Origin of the sequence: Devosia yakushimensis, from assembly GCF_030159855.1 — a bacterium.
Taxonomy (GTDB): Bacteria; Pseudomonadota; Alphaproteobacteria; order Rhizobiales; family Devosiaceae; genus Devosia; species Devosia yakushimensis.
Map to the genome: position 1 here is coordinate 91,497 of NZ_BSNG01000003.1, position 20,535 is coordinate 112,031.

The window sequence follows — 20,535 nt, forward strand, 5'->3', positions numbered from 1 at the left end:
CGGTAAAGCGAACGGCGTCGGAAACGCGGAATTGTGTTACCGCAACAACGCGATAGGCTCGGCCCGGCTCAGGCCGAGAAGGAAATCCCGCAATTGCGGCTCATATACGGCATCGGCCGCCGCATTGAGGTCAAACCAGCGTCTTTCGCGCTGGCAGCTTTCGGGCCATTCATCGAGCAATTTCTTAACCTTGAGACTGAATACCGTAACCCGGCAGGGCAATGTCTCTCCGGTCTTGAGCACCTTGTTATAGCTGAAGCTGCCGATCGGATCGCCGCGCATCTTGCCCTCGATGCCCGCTTCCTCGAAGGCCTCGATCTCGGCCGATTCCATCGCCGATTTACCGCGCATCAGCCAGCCCTTGGGCAAGAGCCAATGTCCGCTGACGCGCGAGGTCACCAGCAGCACTTCCAGCGTACCCGCCCGGCCGATCCGCCAGGGCAGGGTTGCGAACTGCTCGGCAAAATCGAGTGGCGTTTCGCCAATACCCGGTTTGTCCATGACCGGTGCCTTGATCCCCATTATTCATGTCCCTCGGCGGCCGGACCTGCCGGCTGCAACAAACGGCTTTCGCTCAGCACGCCCATCTGCTCGAGAATGGGCACGGCAACCGAAGCCAGATGCGCGTTGATGCGCTTGAGATCGCGCAGGATATCGAGATGCAGCGTGCTGGTTTCGAGCGTTTCGCTGCGCAGCGCCCGCACCCGTTGCAGATGGCGTTCGCTCGACGCCGCTTCGAGCCGGCGGATTTCGACCTTGCCGGCCATCAGTGCCCGCGCCAGTTCGGGGTCGCGACCAAAGAACACCGATTGCGACAGCCGCAGATTGTCGATGGTCTTGGCGTACATTTCCTGGATTTCGGCCAGGCCCTCGGGCGAGAATTTGAGCTTGCGCTGCGCCATCTTGATTGCCTGTTCGCACAGGCCCCGGTCGATAATGTCCCCGATATGTTCAAGGTTGATGGCATAGGAGACGATCTCCCCCGCCCGCCGGTCGTCCTCGGCATCGAGAGCGCCCCGCCCCAGCTTGGCGAGATAAAGCTTGATCGCTTCCTGCAGCGCATCGACATCGTCGTCGAACCCGCCCAGCTTGTCGCGCAGCGCCGGATCGTTCTGCATCAACCCGTTGAGGCTGGTTTCCAGCATCTTGCCGACGAGGTCTCCCACCCGCAGGGTTTCCCGCGCCGCCACGGCCAGGGCGATGGCGGGCGTATCGAGCGCGCCATCGTCGAGATAGCTCGGCCCTTCCTCGGCATGCGCTGGGGCCGGAACCAGCCGCGCCGTCAGCCGCGCCACCGGATCGAGCAGCGGCAGGAATACCACCAGCAGCACGAGGCTGAACCCGATATGGGTGGCCACGGTCAGCACATGGGCATTGGGCAATATGGCCAGGAGGCCATGGGCGACCGGCGCGGCGAAAATGGTCAGCGCCACCGCGCCCAGGCCCCGCACCACGAGATTGCTCAGCGTCAGCCGCCGCGCTTCGACGCCCTCGCGCGAGACGGCCAGCCAGGGCGGGATGGCTCCGCCCAGATTTGCCCCCGCCACCAGGATTACCGCCAGTGTCGGCGTCACCAGGCTCGATTGCGCCAGTAGCGCGACGAACAGCACCACCGCCAGGCTCGACGAGGCGATGAAGGCCAGGCCCGTTGCCAGCAGCAGCGCAATGACAGGCGCATCGCCCAACCCCGACAGCACGGCGATCACCATTTCGGAATCGCGCAGCGGCTCGGTCACCTGCCCGAGCAATTGCAGCGCCAGCAGCATGAGGCCCAGCCCCAGCGCGGCCCGGCCGATCCCCTTGCCCTTGGCATAATGGCTCAGCGAATAGGTCAAGACGCCGATCAGGATCATGGCAGAGCCGACCCAATGCACATCCATCGACAGGATCACCGCGGCGATTGCCGTGCCGATATTGGCGCCCAGCATCACCGCCTGGCCCATGCGCGGCGCAATAATGCCGCGGCTGGCAAACGAGGCGGTAATAACCGCCGTGGCCGTGCTCGATTGCAACGCCAGCGTCGCCAGTAGCCCCGAAATGGCCGCCTTGAAGCGATTGCCCGTGCCCTTGCCGATCCATTGGCGCAGCGAGCCGCCAAAGGCATTCATGATCCCGGTCTTGATCAGGCGCAGCCCCCAGATCAAGAGAGCCCCGGCCCCCAAAAGGTCGATCAGATGAATGGTTGACGACATTGAAACCTGTTAAAAGCACATCCAAATGTTGCACACGGTTGCAAAAGACTACGCCCTTTCGATGGCGCGTCAATGTCCCACTTGCCGTTAACCCCCGCTAAGCAGGTCTATCGGCAGTATTGGACAAGTTTTGCCCTCCGCGTTAGTAAGCTGCCATGCACGGGCGTGCAGATTCTGTGGGAGAGCAGATGGATACCAGGGAGAAGGGTTTCGTCAGCGCCGAGACGGTGGCGCGGCTGGCGGGCGTGTCGCGCTCGGCCGTGTCGCGCACCTTTACCGATGGCGCCAGCGTTTCCGAAGCCACCCGCAAGAAGGTGCTCGAGGCCGCCGACGCCCTGGGCTACCACGTCAACCACCTGGCCCGCGGCCTCTCCCATGACCGCAGCAATATCATCGGCATCATCGTTTCCGAGATTCCGACGCCCTATCAGGCGCGCCTGCTCGACGAGATGACCCGCCAGCTCCAGACCATCGGCAAGATCGGCATGGTGATCAACACCACGGGCGACGCCGCCAGCGTTGCCAATGCCCTGCGCCAGACGCTCAATTTCCGCGCCGATGGCGTCATCGTGCTCTCCGGCACGCCCGATGCCTCATTGATCGCCAGTTGCGTCGCCAATGGCCAGCGCGTCATCCTGATCAACCGCAGCGACCATATCGAGGGGCCGGCCAATCTGGCCGTGGAGAATGCCGAGACCGCGCAGGAAGCCTATCACCTGCTGCGCCGCGCCGGCTGCCGGCAGCTTGCCGTGGTCTCCTCCACCGCGGGCACGCCAAGCCTTATGGCTCGCGAAAACGCCTTCCTCGCTGCCGCCATGGCCGATGGCCTCGCCCCATCGGTCGTCAAGGCCGGGCCCACCGGCTATGCCGCCGGCGCCGAGGCCGCCCGCCAGCTCTATAGCCGCAGCGGCGGTCCCGATGGCGTCTTCTGCGTCACCGACCTGCTCGCCCTTGGCTTCATGGATGCGGCGCGCCACGCCTTCAGCCTGCGTGTCCCCCAGGATGTCAGCATTATCGGCTTCGACGATATCGAACAGGCCGGCTGGGAATCCTACGGCCTCACCACCTTCCGCCAGCCGGTGGAAGAAATGGTCGAGGCCATCGTCCAATTGCTCTCGCAAACCGGCCCCGCCGACTGGCCCCACGCCGTCCCGCCGATCAAACCGGTGCCGATCTGGCGCAAATCGGTATTGCCGCGGCCGGAAACGACCTGACTGAGTGGCCGGCGCATAGGGCGTGTAATTGGTCTCCAACCCTCCTCCCCACAATCGCCTCCCTCGGGCTTGACCCGAGGGCCCGCTGGGCCAGGCACGACACTTTGAGCAAAGCCGGAGTGGCCCTCGGATCAAGCCCGAGGGAAAGACGGTGATTGTTTGTTGTCCGGGGCGGATCGTCGCTCCGCGCAACGGCTACCTTAGCGCCCTGCCCTCAGCGTCAAACAGATGCACGCCATCGGCCGGCAGCCCGATATGCACCTGCTCATGCAATTGCAGGTCGGGCGCCCCATCCAGTTTGACCGTCATCAACTCGCCCGAGGCCAGCTCGACATAGGCCAGGGCATATTCCCCGAACTGTTCGATCACCGACAGCGTCCCGCTGAAATGAGCCGTCTCGGGGCTGGCCAATTCCAGATGCTCGGGCCGCACGCCCAGCGTGACGGCCTTGGTCAATTGCGGATGCGACAGGGCCAGCACTTTGCCATCGGCCAGGCGCAGCTGATTGCCCTCGGCCGTTACCGGCATGAAATTCATGCGCTGACTGGCAATGAACCCCGCAACGAACGTATTGACCGGATTGCGATAGAGTTCGAGCGGCGAACCCACCTGCTCGATCCGCCCGGCATTCAGCACCACGATGCGATCAGCCAGTGTCATGGCCTCGACCTGATCGTGCGTCACATAGATCATCGTCGCGTCGAGCGTGTCATGCAGCTTGGCGATCTCGATACGGGTCTGGGCACGCAACGAGGCGTCGAGATTGCTCAGCGGCTCGTCAAACAGAAAAACCTTGGGATTGCGCACGATGGCGCGGCCAATGGCGACGCGCTGGCGCTGTCCGCCCGATAGCGCCTTGGGCATGCGATCGAGATAATTCTCGATCTGCAGGATCCGCGCCGCCTCGCGCACCCGCTGGTCCACTTCCGCCTTGGGCGTCTTGGCGAGCTTGAGCCCGAAAGCCATGTTTTCGTAGACGCTCATATGCGGATAGAGCGCGTAGGATTGGAACACCATGGAAATGCCACGCTGGGGCGATGGCACATCATTGACCACCTTGCCGCCGATGGAAATCTCGCCGCCCGAAATCGGCTCGAGCCCGGCAATCATCCGCAGCAAGGTGGATTTACCGCAGCCCGATGGGCCGACAAACACCACGAACTCCCCCGATTTGATGTCGAGATCGACGCCATGCACCACTTCGAGCGAGCCATAGGACTTGCGGATGCCGCGCAGGGTAACATCAGCCATGATTTTCCTCCCTATTCGATAGCGGCCACCCCGGCACAAGGCCGGGATGGCCAATAGCCTTAGGCCGTTTCGATCAGCAGCGTGGCGATCTCGAAGGGACGCAGTGACAGCGTCACGCCATTGTCGGTCAGCTTCAGCGCGTCGCCCGCGCCCTCTTCCATCAGATTGACCACCCGCACCGACTTGACCGGGATGCCGAACGTGATGGTCGCCTCGGCACGGATATTGGCGTGCTCGAAGACGCGCAGCACGATGGCATCGGACTTTTCCGCCTTCTTGACCGTTTCCAGCGTCACATTGGACTGATCGACACTGGCAAAGGAGAAGCTACCAGCATCCTCGCTCGCATCGGCCACCGCGTGCAGCGAACCAATCACCGCCACCGGATTGTTGAAGCGCTCGGCGGCACGATGCACATCGGCGAGATCGGCCACGCCATCATGCACGAAGAGCGCATAGCGCAGGCGATGCTCGCCCAGATCCGCATCGGGGCTGGGGAAGGTCGAGCCGCGCACCAGGGTCAGCCGCACCGATTGCTCCAGGCAATCATAAGCATATTTGCAGTCATTGAGCAGGGAGACACCGAAATCGGCCTCGCTCAAATCGACCCAGCGATGCATGGAAGCTTCGAACCGCGCCTTGTCCCAGCTGGTATTGCGATGGGTGGGGCGCCGCACATGGCCGAACTGGATTTCCGAGCGGATTTCCGAGGTGTTGAGATCGAAGGGGAACTGCGCCTTGAGCACCGTCTGGCGCTCCTGCCAGTCGATAAAGGTATCGAACTCCACCTGCCGCGCACCGGCCGCCAGCGACACTACCTGCACCACGGTTGACGCCTGATACTTCCGCTCGATGCGGATGGCAGCACGATGCGGCCCGGTTTCCGTCACAGTGATCTTGGCCTTGGCATCCGCCAGCGGCCAGAACTGTTCCTCGAAATAGCGATCGATATCCCAGGCGTCCCATTCCATCGGCTTGTCTTCATAAGCGATGAGTCGATTGGCCTTCTCGCCCGCCGCAATGGTTTCGCGCTTGCGCGACTTGTCGAACACCGAAGTGATTTCGCCCGAGGCGTCGAAGGTGACCTTGAGCAATTCGTTTTCGAGATGGCTCGTCGACACCGAGAGCGGCGAGCTATTGGCCGTCGCCCCGGTAACGATCTGCGCCCCGGTCCAGCCCAGCGGCGCCAGATCGGAAACCGGCGCCACGTAGGCGATTTCGCCACCGGCACCGGTGACCTTTTGCAGGCTGTGCTGATTGCCGGCAATGCTGAGCGAAGCCCCTTCGAGGCCCGCGTCAGTGCCGACACTCACCAGGCCCGAACGGGTCTGCCCGGTGAAGTTAAAGAGCTTGAGCCCGCCGCCACCCGTCTTGCTCAGCGCGGCTGCCGCACTGTGCCAGGGGCCATTGGCCGAACCCAGGGTCGAGAAAATCTTGCCATATTCATTGTCGCTATCGACATAGACCTCGGGGATCGAGGTGCCGGGGAGGATGTCGTGGAACTGGTTGATCAGCACCAGTTCCCAGAACTCGGCCAGCGTCTCCTTGGGATAGGGCGCGCCAGTCGTCGCCAGCGCCAGGGCACCAAGCAGCTCGAGTTCACGCAGCAGGCGTTCTGCCCGCCGGTTATTGGCCTTGTTCTTGGCCACCGAAGTCAGCGTGCCGCGGTGATATTGCAGGTAAAGCTCGCCATTCCAGGTGGGGAACCTGTTGCCGGGCGCATCCATCTTGGCGCCGAGGCGGTCAAGGAACGGCACGATGCCTTCAAGCTTGACGCGCGGGGCGCCGGGAATGCCGCGTTCGAGGCGGATGCCGCGCTCGATCATGCCGCGGGTGGGGCCGCCGCCGCCATCGCCATAGCCATAGGACATGACCACTTCATTATGGACCGCCTTGGGTTCGTAGCGCTTCCAGGCGCCCATGGTCTCGGAGACCGACAGATCGCCATTATAGGTGGTGTAGACTGCCTCGCTCTCATAGCGCTGCGCCGTGATCAGCTGGGCCTTCGTGACGGTGCCATCAATGCCGCGCCAGTGGAAACTATCATAGGGATGGCGGTCGGTATCGTTCCAGCTGAGCTTCGAGGTGACGAAATATTTGAGCCCCGACTTGTCCATGATCTGCGGCAGATTGGCCGAATAGCCGAACGTGTCGGGCAGCCACACCGTCTTGGGATCAACGCCGAATTCAGCCAGATGGAACTGCCGCCCGCGCATGATCTGGCGCACCAGGCTCTCGCCTGACACAATATTGACGTCGGGCTCGACCCACATGGCCCCTTCGATCTCGAACTGGCCGGTTTTGACGCGGGCCACGAGGCGTTCCCACAGCTCGGGATAATCCTTTTTGAGGAAGTCGAAGAGCACCGACTGGTTATACATAAAGACGAATTCGGGATATTCCTCCATCAGGTTGAGTACCGTGGCAAAGGAGCGGCCCGTCTTGTCGCGAGTATGCATCACACGCCAGAGCCAACCCACATCGAGGTGAGTGGAGCCGACAGCGGTGATCTGCGGCTGCGTCTCGGTATCGACCAAAGCATAGATTTCAGCGGCAATCTTTTCGGCATCGCCCAGCGAAGCCTCGAAGGCGGGCGTGTAACCGGCACGGCGATCGAGCGCGCGCAATGAACGGTCGATGATATTGAGGATAGCCTGACGGCGCGGATCATTCTGGTAGAGGCGCGTCGCCACATCCAGCGGGGTCTGCAGATCCCAATAGAGCTTTTCGGCCCGCTCACTGCGCGTATAGAAATCGACAGTGAAACCAACCAGGGGCCGTTCGAAAAAGGTGAAGGCATTGACCAGCAGCACATGCTTATTGCCGGGCTTGGCATTGCGCTCGATGACCAATTCCGTGTGGTTGCCATCCAACGCCTGGGCGATTTTGCCATCGAGATAGGCCAGGCATTGCGGATCGGTCGAGCCCGGTCGGTCCTGCCACTGGCTGGTGAATTTGAGCACGAAAGTCTTGCCGGCGGCAGCTTCGGGCACGGTCACTTCGGCGGCAAACCAGGTATGGCCCTGCTTCTTGGCCCAGACGGAATGCGAGCCGAATTTCTCCCAGCCCCGCCAGTCAGCCTTGAGCGCCGCTTCGGTGATCACATCATCGCGCAGCACATGCCACTGGAACGGCGCGTCGGGGATAGCAGTCAGAATCTTCTTTTCGAGATCGGCGCAGAGCCTGAGGAGCTTGCCTTCCATCTTGAGATCATCGTCCAGCAAGCCAAGCTTGGACGAAAGGGGATTGGAATAGGTCATCCTTTAACTCCGACACCGGCGAACCCTGTGTTCATGTTTCGCCGCAATAGAAAATATACGCCGACCGCCGGCGCTGCGTAGATGATGGAATAGGCCGCCAGGAACCCGTATTGCACGGAACCCTGCTGGCCAAAGGCCGCGTAAAGACCCACTGACATGGGAAAGCCGGCCTCGACGCGGGAGAAAATCAGGGGCAGCAGGAACTCGTTCCAGGCGCCCGTGAAACTGAAGAACCACACCACTGCAATACCGGCACGTGACATGGGCAAGACAATCCGCGTCACGATCTGGAACAGCGACGCCCCTTCCACATAGGCGGCTTCTTCCAGCTCGATCGGCACGGTATCGAAGAAGTTTTTCAGCAGCAGCAGCGTGAAGGGCAGGTTCAAAATGGTGAGCGCGACGATCACGCCGAACTGGTTGAGCAGGCCGCCGCGCTGCGCGGCGAAATAGAGCGGCACCAGCACGCCCGCCGATGGCAGCATGCGCAGCAGCACCAGCGTCCACAGGAACGCATTGCGGCCGGGGATTTTAAGCCGCGACAGCGGATAGGCGGCCGCAATGCCCACCACGACGCTGAGCGTCGCCGTGCCCGCCGCGATCAGCATGGAATTAAGGAACTGCCGCCCGGCATTGCCGCTGACGGCCTGGGCGAAATTGTCCAGCCCTATCGATTGAGGAATGGCGAGACTCCCCGTCGCCGCCGGGTTGAAGGCATTGAGAAACAGCCAGGAAAACGGGCTGACCCAGATCACGGCCATGAAGGCGAGGGCAATCGCGGTGAGCCGCGAATGAGCGGGATTGGCTTCCATTATTTCGGCTCCCGCAGCATGCGCAGATAGACCAGCGACAACAGGCCCACAATGACCAGCATGGCCACCGAAATGGCGCTGCCAAAGCCCAGATTGCCGCGCGAAAAACTCTGATTGTAGAGGAACACGGCCAGCGTTTGCGTCTGCGTGCCCGGCCCGCCTCCGGTCATGGCGAAAATCAGCGGGAAATAGGTGAAGGTCCAGATGGTGATGAACAGCATATTGGTGGCGATATGCGGCCTGATGATCGGCAGCATGACCAGCCAGATGCGCTGGAACGGGGTCGCCCCATCCACCTTGGCCGCCTCCACCACTTCGCGCGACACCGAATCCAGCGCCGCCGAAAACAGCAGATAGGACCAGGCCGTGCCCTTCCAGATATTGGCGATGGTCACCACCGGCAGGGCATAATCATTGATGAAATTGACCGGCGGAAAGCCCAGCGGCACGATGATCAGCGAATTGACCAGCCCGGTCTGCGAGGTCGTCGCCGACCACAGGAACGCCGCCACGATATCGGGCAGCAGCCAGCCCAGCATGATGCAGACTTCGACCACGGTGCGGATCGTCGATTGCGTGCCGCGCAGCAAAGCCGCGAGCAGAAAGCCCAGCACCGATTGGCCCACAATGGCCGAGAAGAACACGAAGATGACGGTGGTCCAGAGGGACTCGAGGAACCCACGGCGGGTAAACAGCCGCTCGAAATTCTGCAGCCCCACCCAGCTCCATTCCACCGATTTTCGGCCCACCAGGGCCAGATCGGTAAAGCTGAAGGCAAAGGCCCAGGCGGTGAAATAGAGCAGCACCCCGATCAGCAGCAGGGCGGGCAGCATGCCCAGCCCCAGGACAAGCAGATTGCTGGTGAGCCAGGGATTGGCCTGGTTTTTCATCAAACTCATTCGCTCGAACCTGTCACTTACTCGGTGTCATTCCGGCGCAGGCCGGAATCCATCCTGAGATTTGGCCGCTTCGTGGATCTCGGGATGGACCCCAGCCTTCGCCGGAGTGACATCGCGCGTGGGGGGCGGATGTCGCGACGACACCCAAAAACACCCCGTCACGGCGGCCCCTATTCTGGGGGTCGCCGCGTCGGGGAGGTTCGCTTATTCGTAGGTGATGACCTTGTCCTCGCCGAACTCGTCGACCAGGGCATCATGATATTCCTGCACCACGTCTTCGACTTCGGCCCCATCCAGAATCTGGGCCGTCATCTGCTGCACGAGCGCAGAAACCGTCTGGTAACCGGGAACCGTATCGCGGCCAGTGGTGTCAGCCGCCAGAGCCGTCGCCTTGGCGAGATAGGCATCTTCCATATATTCCGGCGATTCCGAGATATCGGTGCGCACTGCCATGCGGTGGTTGGCCAGCGTCCAGGCCTTGAAGTTCTCGACATCGAAAATGGTCGTCACCAGCTGGAAGGCCAGGTCCGGATTGGCCGCCTTGGCATTGACGCCGATGGTCCAGCCACCCGAAATATTGGTGGTGGCCTTGGCGCCGGGCTCGCCCGAACCGGGCCAGGGGGTCCAGCCCACCATGGCGTCGCGCTCTTCGCGGGTCGGCAGGTTCACGCCATTGCAATCCCACAGGCACGCATCTTCCCACGAGCCCGAGGCATGAATGCCCAACTGGTCATTGGCCAGGGCCTCGCGCACGGCCACACCGGGATCGGCGGCATAGTTGAGGTCCGCCGGCATGCCCAGCTCGCCATAGACTTTCTTGTAGAATTCCAGCGTCCGGCGGATAGCCGGGCTGTCGCCAATCCACTGGCCGGTTTCCCGGTTGAGCAGGCGATTGCGGTCGCCCTCGGGAACGTCGGCACCCAGCAGCAGCATGTAGAAGCCCTGCATGGTGGCAGCCTCTGCCTGCTTGGTGCCGGCCGGCAGCTGGAAGAAATACTGAACGCCCGCATCCTTGAGCTTCTGGGCAGCATCGAGCACGTCGGCCCAGCTCTTGGGCTCCCACGGCACGGCAATGCCGGCCTTTTCGAAATTGGATTTGTCGTACCACAGCATGCGTACGTCGGTATCGGTGGGCAGGCCATAGACCTGGCCGTCATAGGACGCCACTTCGAGCAGACCGGGCTGATAATACTGGAACTGATCCCAGCCGGCGCCCTGTTCGTTGAGCGGGTGCAGATAGCCCGCCGAAGCCAGTTCGGACACCATGAAGCTGTCCATCTGGATCACATCGGCTGCGGTGCCGGCGCTGAGATCCAGCGCGATGCGCTGGTCATAGCCCTGGCCGGGCAGCTTGATGGCGTTGACCGTCTCCCCCGTCGCCTCCTCGAAATTCTTGATGCCCGGCTCGACCAGGGACGAAAGCCATTCGGCATACATGATCGTCACTTCGGCATGCGCCGGCATGGCTGATGTCGCGGCCAGTGCCATGGCGGCAACCGTCGTCAGCAGATTCTTTCTGAGCATCAACTCCTCCTCGAGTGCTCGCGCCGCGACTTTGCGCGGCCTTTCGCGCCAGACCCTCCCCCGGCGCGGCCCAAGGTAAACACAAGCAATGCAACGTTGCAAATTCTAATTGCACCATGCTCTAATGGGCCGCGCGGATGCGAATTTTTCCCAGGCATTGCCAGTGCCTTCGCGTGGCCTGGCCTGTTGAATACATTCTGCATCGTTGTAACTTTTACAGGATTTGGAATATCGGGCGGACGGTGTAAAAGAGGTTGGGGACAGATAAGCCATGAACCAGAAGCCACCGCCGGGCGCACGGCCGGGCAGCACCCATCAGCGCGTTACGCTGAAGACGCTGGCCGAATTGACCGGCCTCAGCCTTTCGACCGTTTCGTTATCGCTGCGCGGCGGCACCACGCTCAAGGAAGAAACCCGCCAGCGCGTGATGGAGGCGGCGCAATCGCTGGGCTATGTGCCCGATCGCGCCGGGGTGCGCCTGCGCACCGGCAAGACCAATGTGGTCGCCCTGGTGCTTGATGGCGCCGAGGATTCCATCGATTTTTCCCGCCAGATGATCCAGGGCATCGGTCACGCCATCAAGAATACGCGCTACCATCTGACCGTCATGCCCGAATTCGAGCGTCAGCTCTCCACCGACACCATCCGCTATATCCTCGATAATCGCACTGCCGATGGCGTCATCATCACCCATACCGGCCCGCGCGACCGCCGGGTGCAGATGCTGATGGATGCCGATTTCCCCTTTGTCAGCCACGGCCGCACCGAATTTTATAGCCCCCATCCCTATCACGATTTCCACTCCGAAACCTTTGCCGCCATGGCTGTGGAGCGGCTGGCCGGGCGCGGCTGCAAGAATGTGCTGCTGGTCATCGGCGACGACAGCACCACCAATTACCACAATATCGTCACCACCTTTCACCGCGTCACCGCTCAGGCCGGCATGACGGCGCGGGTGCTGGGTGGCCCGGTCGCCCTGGGCCGCCCCGCCGAAGTGCGCCGGCTGGGCCAGGACCTCGCCCTGTCCCCCGACCGCCCGGACGGCATTGTCAGCGACAGCGAAATGCGCACCATCGCCCTGGTGGGGGGCCTGCAGGATGGCGGCCTGCAAATGGGCCGCGATTTCCAGCTGGTCTATAAGCAGACCTCCGACATCCTGCCCACCCTCTTTCCCACGCTCGACAGCATCCAGGAAGACGTCTTCGGCGCCGGCATGGAACTGACCCGGCTCCTGCTCAAGCGCATCGACGGCGAGCCGGTGGAAACCCTGCAAACCCTGGCCGAACCGATGCCGCAATGGCGGAGCTGAGGGGACGGGCCACACTCCCGCGCCGGGATGACACCGGGTAAGCTGGCGGGCACCATCCATTCCCTAACCACAATCGCTTTCCTCGGGCTCGACCCGAGGACCACTCGCCACGTGCACCGCGCTGAAAGCGACCCTCGGATCAAGCCCGAGGGAGACGCGGCGGGCGCTCCGGATCACCGCCCCTCCTCAGCACAATGTCATTCCGGCGCAGGCCGGAATCCATGTCCGTGGCCCTCCACATACATCCAGCGCCGGGAGGCCTTCAGCATGGATTCCGGCCTACGCCGGAATGACCCGGTGGTGGATATCAACACTGGTTGCCCCAAAAAATTCGGCCCTTTCATCCCTTTAGCACGCGCTCGCAAACTCCCCTCCGAGTCACTTTACATATAATAGTACTTTATATATCGTCCCTTCATCGCCGCAGGTGAATACGCCGCGGCGGCCACATTGGGAGGACATCGTGAACATCATCAAAACGCTCGCCGTCGCGGCGGGCCTCGCTACCGCTTTGACGTCTGTCAGCCTCGCGCAGGATAGCCTTGACGGCCTGGTCGTCGGCTTCAGCCAGATCGGCTCGGAATCGGGCTGGCGCGCTGCCGAAACCTCGGTCACCAAGCAGCAGGCCGAAGAACGCGGCATCGATCTCAAATTTGCCGATGCCCAGCAGAAGCAGGAAAACCAGATCAAGGCCATTCGCGGCTTCATCGCCCAGGGCGTTGATGCCATCCTGGTCGCCCCGGTCGTCGCCACCGGCTGGGAAGACGTGCTGACCGAAGCCAAGGAAGCCGAAATCCCGGTCATCCTGCTTGATCGCGGCGTCGATGCGCCTGAAGATCTCTACCTCACCTCCGTTGCCTCCGATCAGGTCAAGGAAGGCCGTGTTGCCGGCGAATGGCTGGTCGAGGCGGTGGGCACCGAACCCTGCAAGGTCGTCGAACTGCAGGGCACCGTCGGCTCCACCCCCGCCATCAATCGCAAGCAGGGTTTTGAGGAAGCCATTGCCGGCCACGACAACATCACCATCGCCCGCAGCCAGACCGGCGACTTTACCCGCGCCAAGGGCAAGGAAGTGATGGAAGGCTTCATCAAGGCCGAAAATGGCGGCGCCGATATCTGCGCTGTCTATGCCCATAATGACGACATGGCCGTTGGCGCCATCCAGGCCATCAAGGATGCCGGCCTCAAGCCGGGCACCGATATCAAGGTGATTTCCATCGACGCCGTGCCGGACATCTTTGCCGCCATGGTCGCCGGGGAAGCCAATGCCACGGTCGAGCTGACCCCCAACATGGCCGGCCCCGCCTTCGACGCGCTCGTCGCCTATCTCAAGGACGGCACGGTGCCCGAAAAGTTCATCATCACCGAGTCCAAGCTCTATACCCCCGCCGACAATCCGCAGGGCGAATATGACACCCGCAAGGGTCTGGGCTACTAATCTTAAGTAGCTCGGCTAGTCACCGGACGGCACCTCCCCCTTGATGGGAGAGGCTGGGAGGGGGTGCGGAAGCCCCGATATCGGGGCCAATCACCCCCTCCCTGACCCTGCTTTTTTCGCTTGTGGCGAAAAAGCAGACCCAACAAGGGGGGAGGGTGTCGACTGAGAATTCGGCGTGGCGATCTGGCGGGGGAGAACTGTATGACCGACAGCCCATACGTGCTCGAAGCGCGCGGCGTGACCAAGATCTTTGGCAATCACACCGCCCTTGACGCCATCGATTTCGGCCTCCGGCCCGGCGAAGTCCATGCCCTGCTGGGGGAAAACGGGGCCGGCAAATCCACCTTGATCAAGGTCCTGACCGGCGCCTACCAGCCCGATGCCGGCGGCGTTTTCGTCCATGGCGCCCCGGTGACGCTCGACAATCCCCTCCACGCCCAGACCCATGGCATCGGCACGGTCTATCAGGAGGTCAATCTCCTGCCCAATCGCTCGGTGGCCGAAAACCTGTTCCTGGGCCACCAGCCCACTTGGCTCGGCCTGGTCGACCACCGCAAAATGGAAAAATCCGCCCGCGCACTGCTTGAGCGCTACGATCTGGCCATCGATCCGGCCAGTGACCTCGGCAGCCATTCCGTGGCCGTGCAGCAGATCGTCGCCATTGCCCGCGCCGTCGAACTCTCCGGCAAGGTGCTGATCCTCGACGAACCCACCGCCAGTCTCGACCGCAACGAGGTCGAGCGCCTGTTCGAGGTCATTGCCGATCTCAAAAAGAGCGGCCTTGCCATCATCTTCATCACCCATTTCCTCGACCAGGTCTTCGCCATTTCCGACCGGGTGACCGTGCTGCGCAATGGCAAGCTGGTCGAAACCCGCCAGCTCGATAGCGTCACCCGTACCGATGTGGTCCGCCTCATGCTGGGCAAGGACATCGCCTTTTCCGGCGCCACCGACCTCGAGCCCGAGCGGCCCACCACCGATGTGCTGCTCGATTTCGCCGGCTATGGCCGCAGGAAAAGCGTGCATCCCTTCAACCTCACCATCCACAAGGGCGAGGTGATCGGGGTTGCCGGCCTGCTCGGTTCCGGCCGCACCGAAATGGCCCGCCTCATGTTCGGCGCCGATCCGGCTGATCAGGGGAGCCTGGCAATATCGGGCAAAACCACCGCCATCCGCACCGCCAGCGACGCCATCCGTCACGGCTTTGGCTTCTGCCCGGAGGATCGCAAGGCCGAAGGCATTCTGGGCGATCTCTCGGTGCGCGAAAACATCATCATTGCGCTCCAGGGCAAGCTCGGCTGGTTCCGCGCGCTCAACCGCGACGAACAGCTCGAAATCGCCGGCAAATTCGGCGAGGCCATGGATATCCGCGCCGCTTCGCTCGATATGCCGGTAAAGCTCCTCTCGGGCGGCAACCAGCAAAAGGTCATTCTCTCGCGCTGGCTGGCCACCGACCCCGCCTTCCTCATCCTGGACGAGCCCACCCGCGGTATCGATGTGGGGGCTCACGCCGAAATCGTGCGCACCATCAATCGGCTGCGTGACGACGGCATGGCCATGGTCGTCATCTCCTCCGAGCTGGATGAAGTGGTCGCCTATAGCTCGCGCATCGTCGTCATGCGCGATCGCGAAATGGTGGCCGAATTGCGCGGCAAGAACATCAATCCCGGAGTCATCGTGCAGGCCATCGCCAATTCCGCCGACGAGGCCCATCCATGAAGCGGCTGCATCTCGAACGCCTCGCCAATCCGCAATTGCTGGCCCTGGTGGGAGTTCTCCTCATCAATTGGCTGCTCTTTCCCAATTTCTTTCGCATCACCTGGCAGGATGGGCGGCTGTTCGGCAGCCTGATCGACGTGCTCAATCGCGGCGCGCCCGTGGCGATCCTCGCCATCGGCATGACCGGGGTCATCGCGACCAAGGGCGTCGATCTCTCGGTGGTCGCCGTATCATTAAAAAACGGCGCCGTCGCCGCCACCATGGTGGTAGCAGGCTATCCTACGCCGGTCGCCGTGCTCGCGGNGCGCCATCATGGCGGTCTGCGGCGCCGTCGCCGCCACCATGGTGGTAGCAGGCTATCCTACGCCGGTCGCCGTGCTCGCGGCCCTCGCCGTCGGCATAGCCTGCGGCCTCTGGAACGGCTTTCTCGTCGCCGTGCTCGATATCCAGCCCATTGTCGCCACCCTCGTATTGATGGTGGCCGGGCGCGGCATTGCCCAGCTCATCACCGAAGGCTCCATCGTCACGTTCAACGATCCCGCGCTGATCTTTATCGGCACCGGCTCTTTCCTCGGCTTCCCCATGGCGGCCGTGATCGCGCTGACGCTACTGGTGCTGGTGACATTGCTGGTGCGGAAAACGGCCATCGGCCTCTTCATCCAGGCCATCGGCGTCAACCGCGCCGCGGCATCCCTCGCCGGCATTCGCAGCCGCATGCTGCTGATGCTGGTCTATGCGCTCTCCGGCTTCTGCGCCGCCATTGCCGGCATTGTCGTCGCTGCCGACATTCGCGGCGCCGACGCCAATAATTCCGGCCTCTGGCTCGAACTCGACGCCATCCTCGCCGTCGTCATCGGCGGCACTTCGCTCCTGGGCGGCCGCTTCTCGGTGCCCATGGCCGTGGTCGGCGCCATCATTATCCAGGCCATGAATACCGGCATCCTCATGTCGGGCTTCCCGCCCGAATTCAACCTCATCGTCAAGGCCGGCATGATCATCCTGATCCTGCTGATCCAGTCGCCCTTTGCCGCGCGCCTCTTCACCCGGCAGCGCCTCGTTCCCACCAAGGCCGGCCCCAAATGAAACGCAGCCTGCGCCCCCTGGCCGCCACCGCCATCATCTTCATCATCGCCTATGCCGCCGCCGTGCTGCAATTTCCCGGCCTGCTCTCGACCCGCGTGCTGGGCAATTTCCTCACCGACAATGCCTTTCTGGGCATTGCCGCGGTCGGCATGACCTTCGTCATCATCTCGGGCGGCATCGACCTTTCGGTCGGCGCGGTCATCGGCTTTACCGGCGTATTGGTCGCCGTGCTGATTTCCTGGCTGGGGCTCCACCCGCTCTTGGCCTTCATCATTGCCCTGGGCATCGCCGCGCTTTTCGGCGCCGCCATGGGCCTCACCATCCACTATCTCCAGGTGCCCAGCTTTATCGTCACCCTGGCCGGCATGTTCCTGGCCCGGGGCGGCGCCTCGGTGATCACCCAGGATTCAGTGCCCATCAACCACGAATTCTACAGCTTCCTGACCGGCCTCATCATCCGCCTGCCCGGTGGCGGCAGGCTGAGCTTTATCGGCCTGTTGATGATCGCCATCTTCCTCATCGGTGCCCTCTTGGCCCACCGCACCCGCTTCGGCTCCTACGTCTATGCCCTGGGCGGCAACGCCACCTCGGCTTCGCTCATGGGCGTGCCGGTGGCGCGCACCACTGTCCAGATCTATATGCTCTCGAGCGTGCTGGCAGCCTTGGCAGGAATCGTCTTTTCGCTCTACACCTCTGCCGGCTATCCGCTGGCGGCAGTGGGGGTCGAGCTCGACGCCATCTCGGCAGTGGTGATCGGGGGAACCTTGCTCACCGGCGGCTATGGCTTTGTACTGGGCACCTTTGTCGGCGTTATGCTGCTGGGCCTGGTTCAGACCTACATCATCTTCGATGGCACGCTGTCGAGTTGGTGGACCAAGATCGTTATCGGCGTGCTGCTGTTCTTGTTCATCGTCCTGCAGCGGATCATATTTGCGGCCTCCGCCCCCGGAGAGAAATCGCCCGAGAAAGTGTAGCATGATCGAGCCAGGCAGCCTTATTCGCTCGCTTTCCGGGCGATCCGCTGCACGGAATTACCACACCTTCGTCATCAACGAGATCGGCCATGGCATCGTCACGGGCAAGTTTCCCGTCGGCTCGATTCTGGCCAGCGATGCGGTGATGATGGAAACCTATGGCGTCTCCCGCACGGTCTTGCGCGAGGCGCTAAAGACCCTTGAAGCCAAGGGCCTGGTCGAGGCGCGGCCCAAGGTGGGCACCAAGGTCTCCCCCGCCAGCCGCTGGAGCTTTTTCGATCCCCAGGTGCTGTTCTGGCATTTCGAAGCCAAGCCCGACCGGCGCTTCTACGAAAGCCTCTTCGACATCCGCGAAGCGCTGGAAACCCGCGCCGCCGACCTCGCCAGCCACCGCCGCACCGCCGAAGACATCCGCATCATGAAATACTGGGCCCACCAGATGGATATCGCCGAAGACGGCATCGAACCCCACCTGCTGGCCGCCCTCGAAATCCACCGCGCCATCGCCGAAAGCTCCGGCAATGCCCTGCTCCGCTCGGTGACGGGCGTCGTCGAACTGACCATGGTTCTATCAGCCAAATTCGCCCCGCAGGATGATATCCGCCAGCGCCACGCCAATTACGTCGACCAGCACAACGCCTTGGTCGGCGCCATGGAACGCGGGGATAAAACAGAGGCCGTCGCGGTAATGTTGTCGATTATCGCGCGGGATAAGGCGCAGACGATGAGTGTGTTTGGGTAGGAGCGCTTCTGCGAAATCCGGGCTCCCATCGCCCCTCCCCGACCCATCCGCCCTCATGCTATCCACGCTCAATCCATCCCACCCACCGGGTCATTCCGGCGCAGGCCGGAATCCATGTCCGTGGCTCACCACGCCACCCAGCGTCGGGATGGCCTTCAGCATGGATTCCGGGCTACGCCGGAATGACCCGGTGGATGGTCAATTCTCGCTGACCCGCTCCCCACCGGCCGCATCGAACACATAAACATGGTGCGGCGCCGCGCGCACGGTCAGCGCGCCATCGAATGCCGCATCCTCCTCCCCGCTCACCACCACAGTCACCGGCTTGCCGCTCACATCGAGCGTCACAAAGGTCTGCCCACCGGTTGGCTCGACAAAGCTCACCTGGCCGGTAATCGCCGTACCCTCCCCGGCCAGCAGCAGATGCTCGGGCCGCACGCCCACCACCACCGCCTGCCCCTCGGCCAGGCTCTGCGCCGGCTTGAACACGAAATGGGTGCCATCCGCCGTGCGCGCCACCCCGCCCTGCATGACCGCCTCGACGAAATTCATCGCCGGCGAGCCGATAAATCCGGCAACGAAAATATTGGCCGGCCGCCGATAGAGCTCCATCGGCGAACCCGATTGCTGGATAACGCCTCTATTGAGCACCACCACCCGATCGGCCAGCGTCATCGCCTCGACCTGATCGTGCGTCACATAGATCGAGGTCACCCCCACCTTCTTGTGCAGCGCCTTGATCTCCCCCCGCATCTGCACCCGCAGCTTGGCATCAAGATTGCTGAGCGGCTCGTCGAACAAAAACACGGAGGGATCGCGCACCACCGCCCGCCCCATGGCCACGCGCTGGCGCTGCCCGCCCGACAACTGGCTGGGCTTACGCTCCAGCAAAGGCTCCAGCTCCAGCATGCGCGCCGCCTGCATCACTCGGCGCTCGATTTCTGCCTTGGGCTTGCCCGAGAGTTCGAGGTTAAAGCTCAGATTGCGATAGACGCTCATATGCGGATAGAGCGCATAGCTCTGGAACACCATGGCGATATTGCGCTCGCGCGGCGTCAGCTCGTTGACGATCCTCTCCCCGATCAGGATATCGCCCCCGGTAATCTCCTCCAGCCCCGCCACCATGCGCAGAATGGTCGATTTCCCGCAGCCCGAAGGGCCGACCAGGGCGACGAATTCACCATCCTCGACGCTGAGATTGATATCCTCGATCACCGAAACCGAGCCATAGCTCTTATTGAGGTTCCTTAGTTCCAGTCCCGCCATAAATGCCTCCTCTTGCCGCGCCGCTGCCGTCGCGGACTATTTGACTGCGCCGGCGGTGAGGCCGGCAATGATGTGTTTCTGTGCCGCGAAGAACACGATCACGGTGGGCAGAATGGTGAGCGTGATGAAGGCCAGGATCAGCTGCCAATCGGTGCTGAATTCCCCGCGATAGACCATGATGCCCAGCGGCCAAGGATATTTGCTCTCCGAATTGAGCATGATCAGCGGCAGGATATAGCTGTTCCAGCTGCCCACGAAGGAGATGATGCCCACCGTCGCAATGATCGGCCGGCTGAGCGGCAGCGAGATATGCCAGAAGAACCTGAGATACCCCGCCCCATCGACAAAGGCCGCGTCGAACAGCTCAGAGGGCAGGTTCTTGAAGTAATTGCGGAACAGCAGAATGCTCATGCCCAGCCCGAACGCCACCTGCGGCAGCACCACGCCCCAATAGGTATCGAGCAGCCCCAGATCGCGGATGCGGATGAACAGCGGCAAGATGGCCGTCGCCGCCGGAAACATCAGCCCGATCAGGAAATAATTGAGCAAAAAGTCCGAGCCGAAGAATTTGACATGGGCGAAGGTAAAGGCGGCCATGGAGGCAAAGAGCAGCGTCAGGAACACGGTCAAAGCCGCGATCAGCAGCGAATTGCCCATCTGCATCCAATAGCGCTGGCTGGTGATGATATCCCCGTAATTGCTCCACTGCCATTCGGCGGGCAGGCCGAACGGATTGCCGCGCAGATCGCCCAGCGTCTTGAAGCCCCCAAGGGCCGTGGTAACCAGCGGAATAACCACGATGGCCGCCACGATCAGCATGGACGCATAGAGATAGGTCTGGGTGCCAATGCT

Annotated in this window: 15 protein-coding genes and 1 pseudogene; 7 read left to right on the forward strand and 9 right to left on the reverse strand. The window is 62.4% G+C overall.

Features of this window, described 5'->3' with window-relative positions:
- Positions 1-36: 36 nt before the first annotated feature.
- Positions 37-522 (reverse strand): NUDIX hydrolase, encoded by a 486-nt coding sequence (locus tag QQL79_RS19025; protein WP_284393546.1) that lies wholly within the window; start codon positions 520-522, stop codon positions 37-39.
- Complete coding sequence (locus QQL79_RS19030; protein WP_284393547.1) at positions 522-2,192, reverse strand: Na/Pi cotransporter family protein; 1,671 nt, start codon at positions 2,190-2,192, stop codon at positions 522-524. The genes QQL79_RS19025 and QQL79_RS19030 overlap by 1 nt, the downstream gene beginning before the upstream one ends.
- Positions 2,193-2,380: 188 nt before the next feature.
- Here QQL79_RS19030 and QQL79_RS19035 point away from each other — a divergent pair, with 188 nt between their 5' ends.
- On the forward strand, positions 2,381-3,406 hold the full coding sequence (locus tag QQL79_RS19035) for a LacI family DNA-binding transcriptional regulator (protein WP_284393548.1): 1,026 nt from the start codon (positions 2,381-2,383) through the stop codon (positions 3,404-3,406).
- A 195-nt stretch (positions 3,407-3,601) separates the two neighbouring features.
- On the opposite strand, the gene QQL79_RS19040 is transcribed toward QQL79_RS19035, so the two are convergent.
- The 5 genes from QQL79_RS19040 to QQL79_RS19060 all read right to left on the reverse strand — a co-directional run bounded on the left by QQL79_RS19040 (position 3,602) and on the right by QQL79_RS19060 (position 11,152).
- Complete coding sequence (locus QQL79_RS19040; RefSeq protein ID WP_284393549.1) at positions 3,602-4,657, reverse strand: ABC transporter ATP-binding protein; 1,056 nt, start codon at positions 4,655-4,657, stop codon at positions 3,602-3,604.
- Positions 4,658-4,716: 59 nt separating this feature from the next.
- Positions 4,717-7,917, reverse strand: a complete 3,201-nt coding sequence (locus tag QQL79_RS19045) for an alpha-mannosidase (protein WP_284393551.1) — start codon at positions 7,915-7,917, stop codon at positions 4,717-4,719.
- Entirely contained in the window at positions 7,914-8,729 is an 816-nt protein-coding gene (locus tag QQL79_RS19050; RefSeq protein ID WP_284393552.1) for a carbohydrate ABC transporter permease, read from the reverse strand. The genes QQL79_RS19045 and QQL79_RS19050 overlap by 4 nt, the downstream gene beginning before the upstream one ends.
- Positions 8,729-9,628, reverse strand: coding sequence for a carbohydrate ABC transporter permease (locus tag QQL79_RS19055; RefSeq protein ID WP_284393554.1), 900 nt, complete (start codon positions 9,626-9,628; stop codon positions 8,729-8,731). Before QQL79_RS19055 ends, QQL79_RS19050 begins: the two co-directional genes overlap by 1 nt.
- 204 nt (positions 9,629-9,832) lie before the next feature.
- Positions 9,833-11,152: an extracellular solute-binding protein gene (locus QQL79_RS19060; RefSeq protein WP_284393556.1), complete on the reverse strand. Its 1,320-nt coding sequence runs from the start codon at positions 11,150-11,152 to the stop codon at positions 9,833-9,835.
- Positions 11,153-11,423: 271 nt separating this feature from the next.
- On the opposite strand from QQL79_RS19060, the gene QQL79_RS19065 reads away from it, so the two are divergent.
- From QQL79_RS19065 to QQL79_RS19090, 6 genes and pseudogenes are all read left to right on the forward strand, one after another.
- On the forward strand, positions 11,424-12,461 hold the full coding sequence (locus QQL79_RS19065) for a LacI family transcriptional regulator (RefSeq protein WP_284393558.1): 1,038 nt from the start codon (positions 11,424-11,426) through the stop codon (positions 12,459-12,461).
- A gap of 511 nt (positions 12,462-12,972) precedes the next feature.
- Entirely contained in the window at positions 12,973-13,899 is a 927-nt protein-coding gene (ytfQ, locus tag QQL79_RS19070) for a galactofuranose ABC transporter, galactofuranose-binding protein YtfQ (protein WP_284393975.1), read from the forward strand.
- A 201-nt stretch (positions 13,900-14,100) separates the two neighbouring features.
- Positions 14,101-15,618: a sugar ABC transporter ATP-binding protein gene (locus QQL79_RS19075; protein ID WP_284393559.1), complete on the forward strand. Its 1,518-nt coding sequence runs from the start codon at positions 14,101-14,103 to the stop codon at positions 15,616-15,618.
- A pseudogene (locus QQL79_RS19080) lies at positions 15,615-16,701 on the forward strand (ABC transporter permease). Before QQL79_RS19075 ends, QQL79_RS19080 begins: the two are co-directional and overlap by 4 nt.
- Positions 16,698-17,675, forward strand: coding sequence for a galactofuranose ABC transporter, permease protein YjfF (gene yjfF / locus QQL79_RS19085; RefSeq protein ID WP_284393560.1), 978 nt, complete (start codon positions 16,698-16,700; stop codon positions 17,673-17,675). Before QQL79_RS19080 ends, yjfF begins: the two are co-directional and overlap by 4 nt.
- Position 17,676: 1 nt before the next feature.
- Positions 17,677-18,417 carry a FadR/GntR family transcriptional regulator gene (locus tag QQL79_RS19090; protein ID WP_284393562.1) on the forward strand — a complete coding sequence of 247 codons (741 nt, stop codon included), beginning with the start codon at positions 17,677-17,679 and terminating at the stop codon, positions 18,415-18,417.
- A gap of 198 nt (positions 18,418-18,615) precedes the next feature.
- Here the strand turns inward: QQL79_RS19090 and QQL79_RS19095 are convergent, their stop codons facing one another.
- Both QQL79_RS19095 and QQL79_RS19100 read right to left on the reverse strand, forming a co-directional pair.
- Positions 18,616-19,683 carry an ABC transporter ATP-binding protein gene (locus QQL79_RS19095; RefSeq protein WP_284393564.1) on the reverse strand — a complete coding sequence of 356 codons (1,068 nt, stop codon included), beginning with the start codon at positions 19,681-19,683 and terminating at the stop codon, positions 18,616-18,618.
- Positions 19,684-19,719: 36 nt separating this feature from the next.
- Positions 19,720-20,502, reverse strand: coding sequence for a carbohydrate ABC transporter permease (locus QQL79_RS19100; RefSeq protein WP_284393977.1), 783 nt, complete (start codon positions 20,500-20,502; stop codon positions 19,720-19,722).
- Positions 20,503-20,535: the final 33 nt, after the last annotated feature.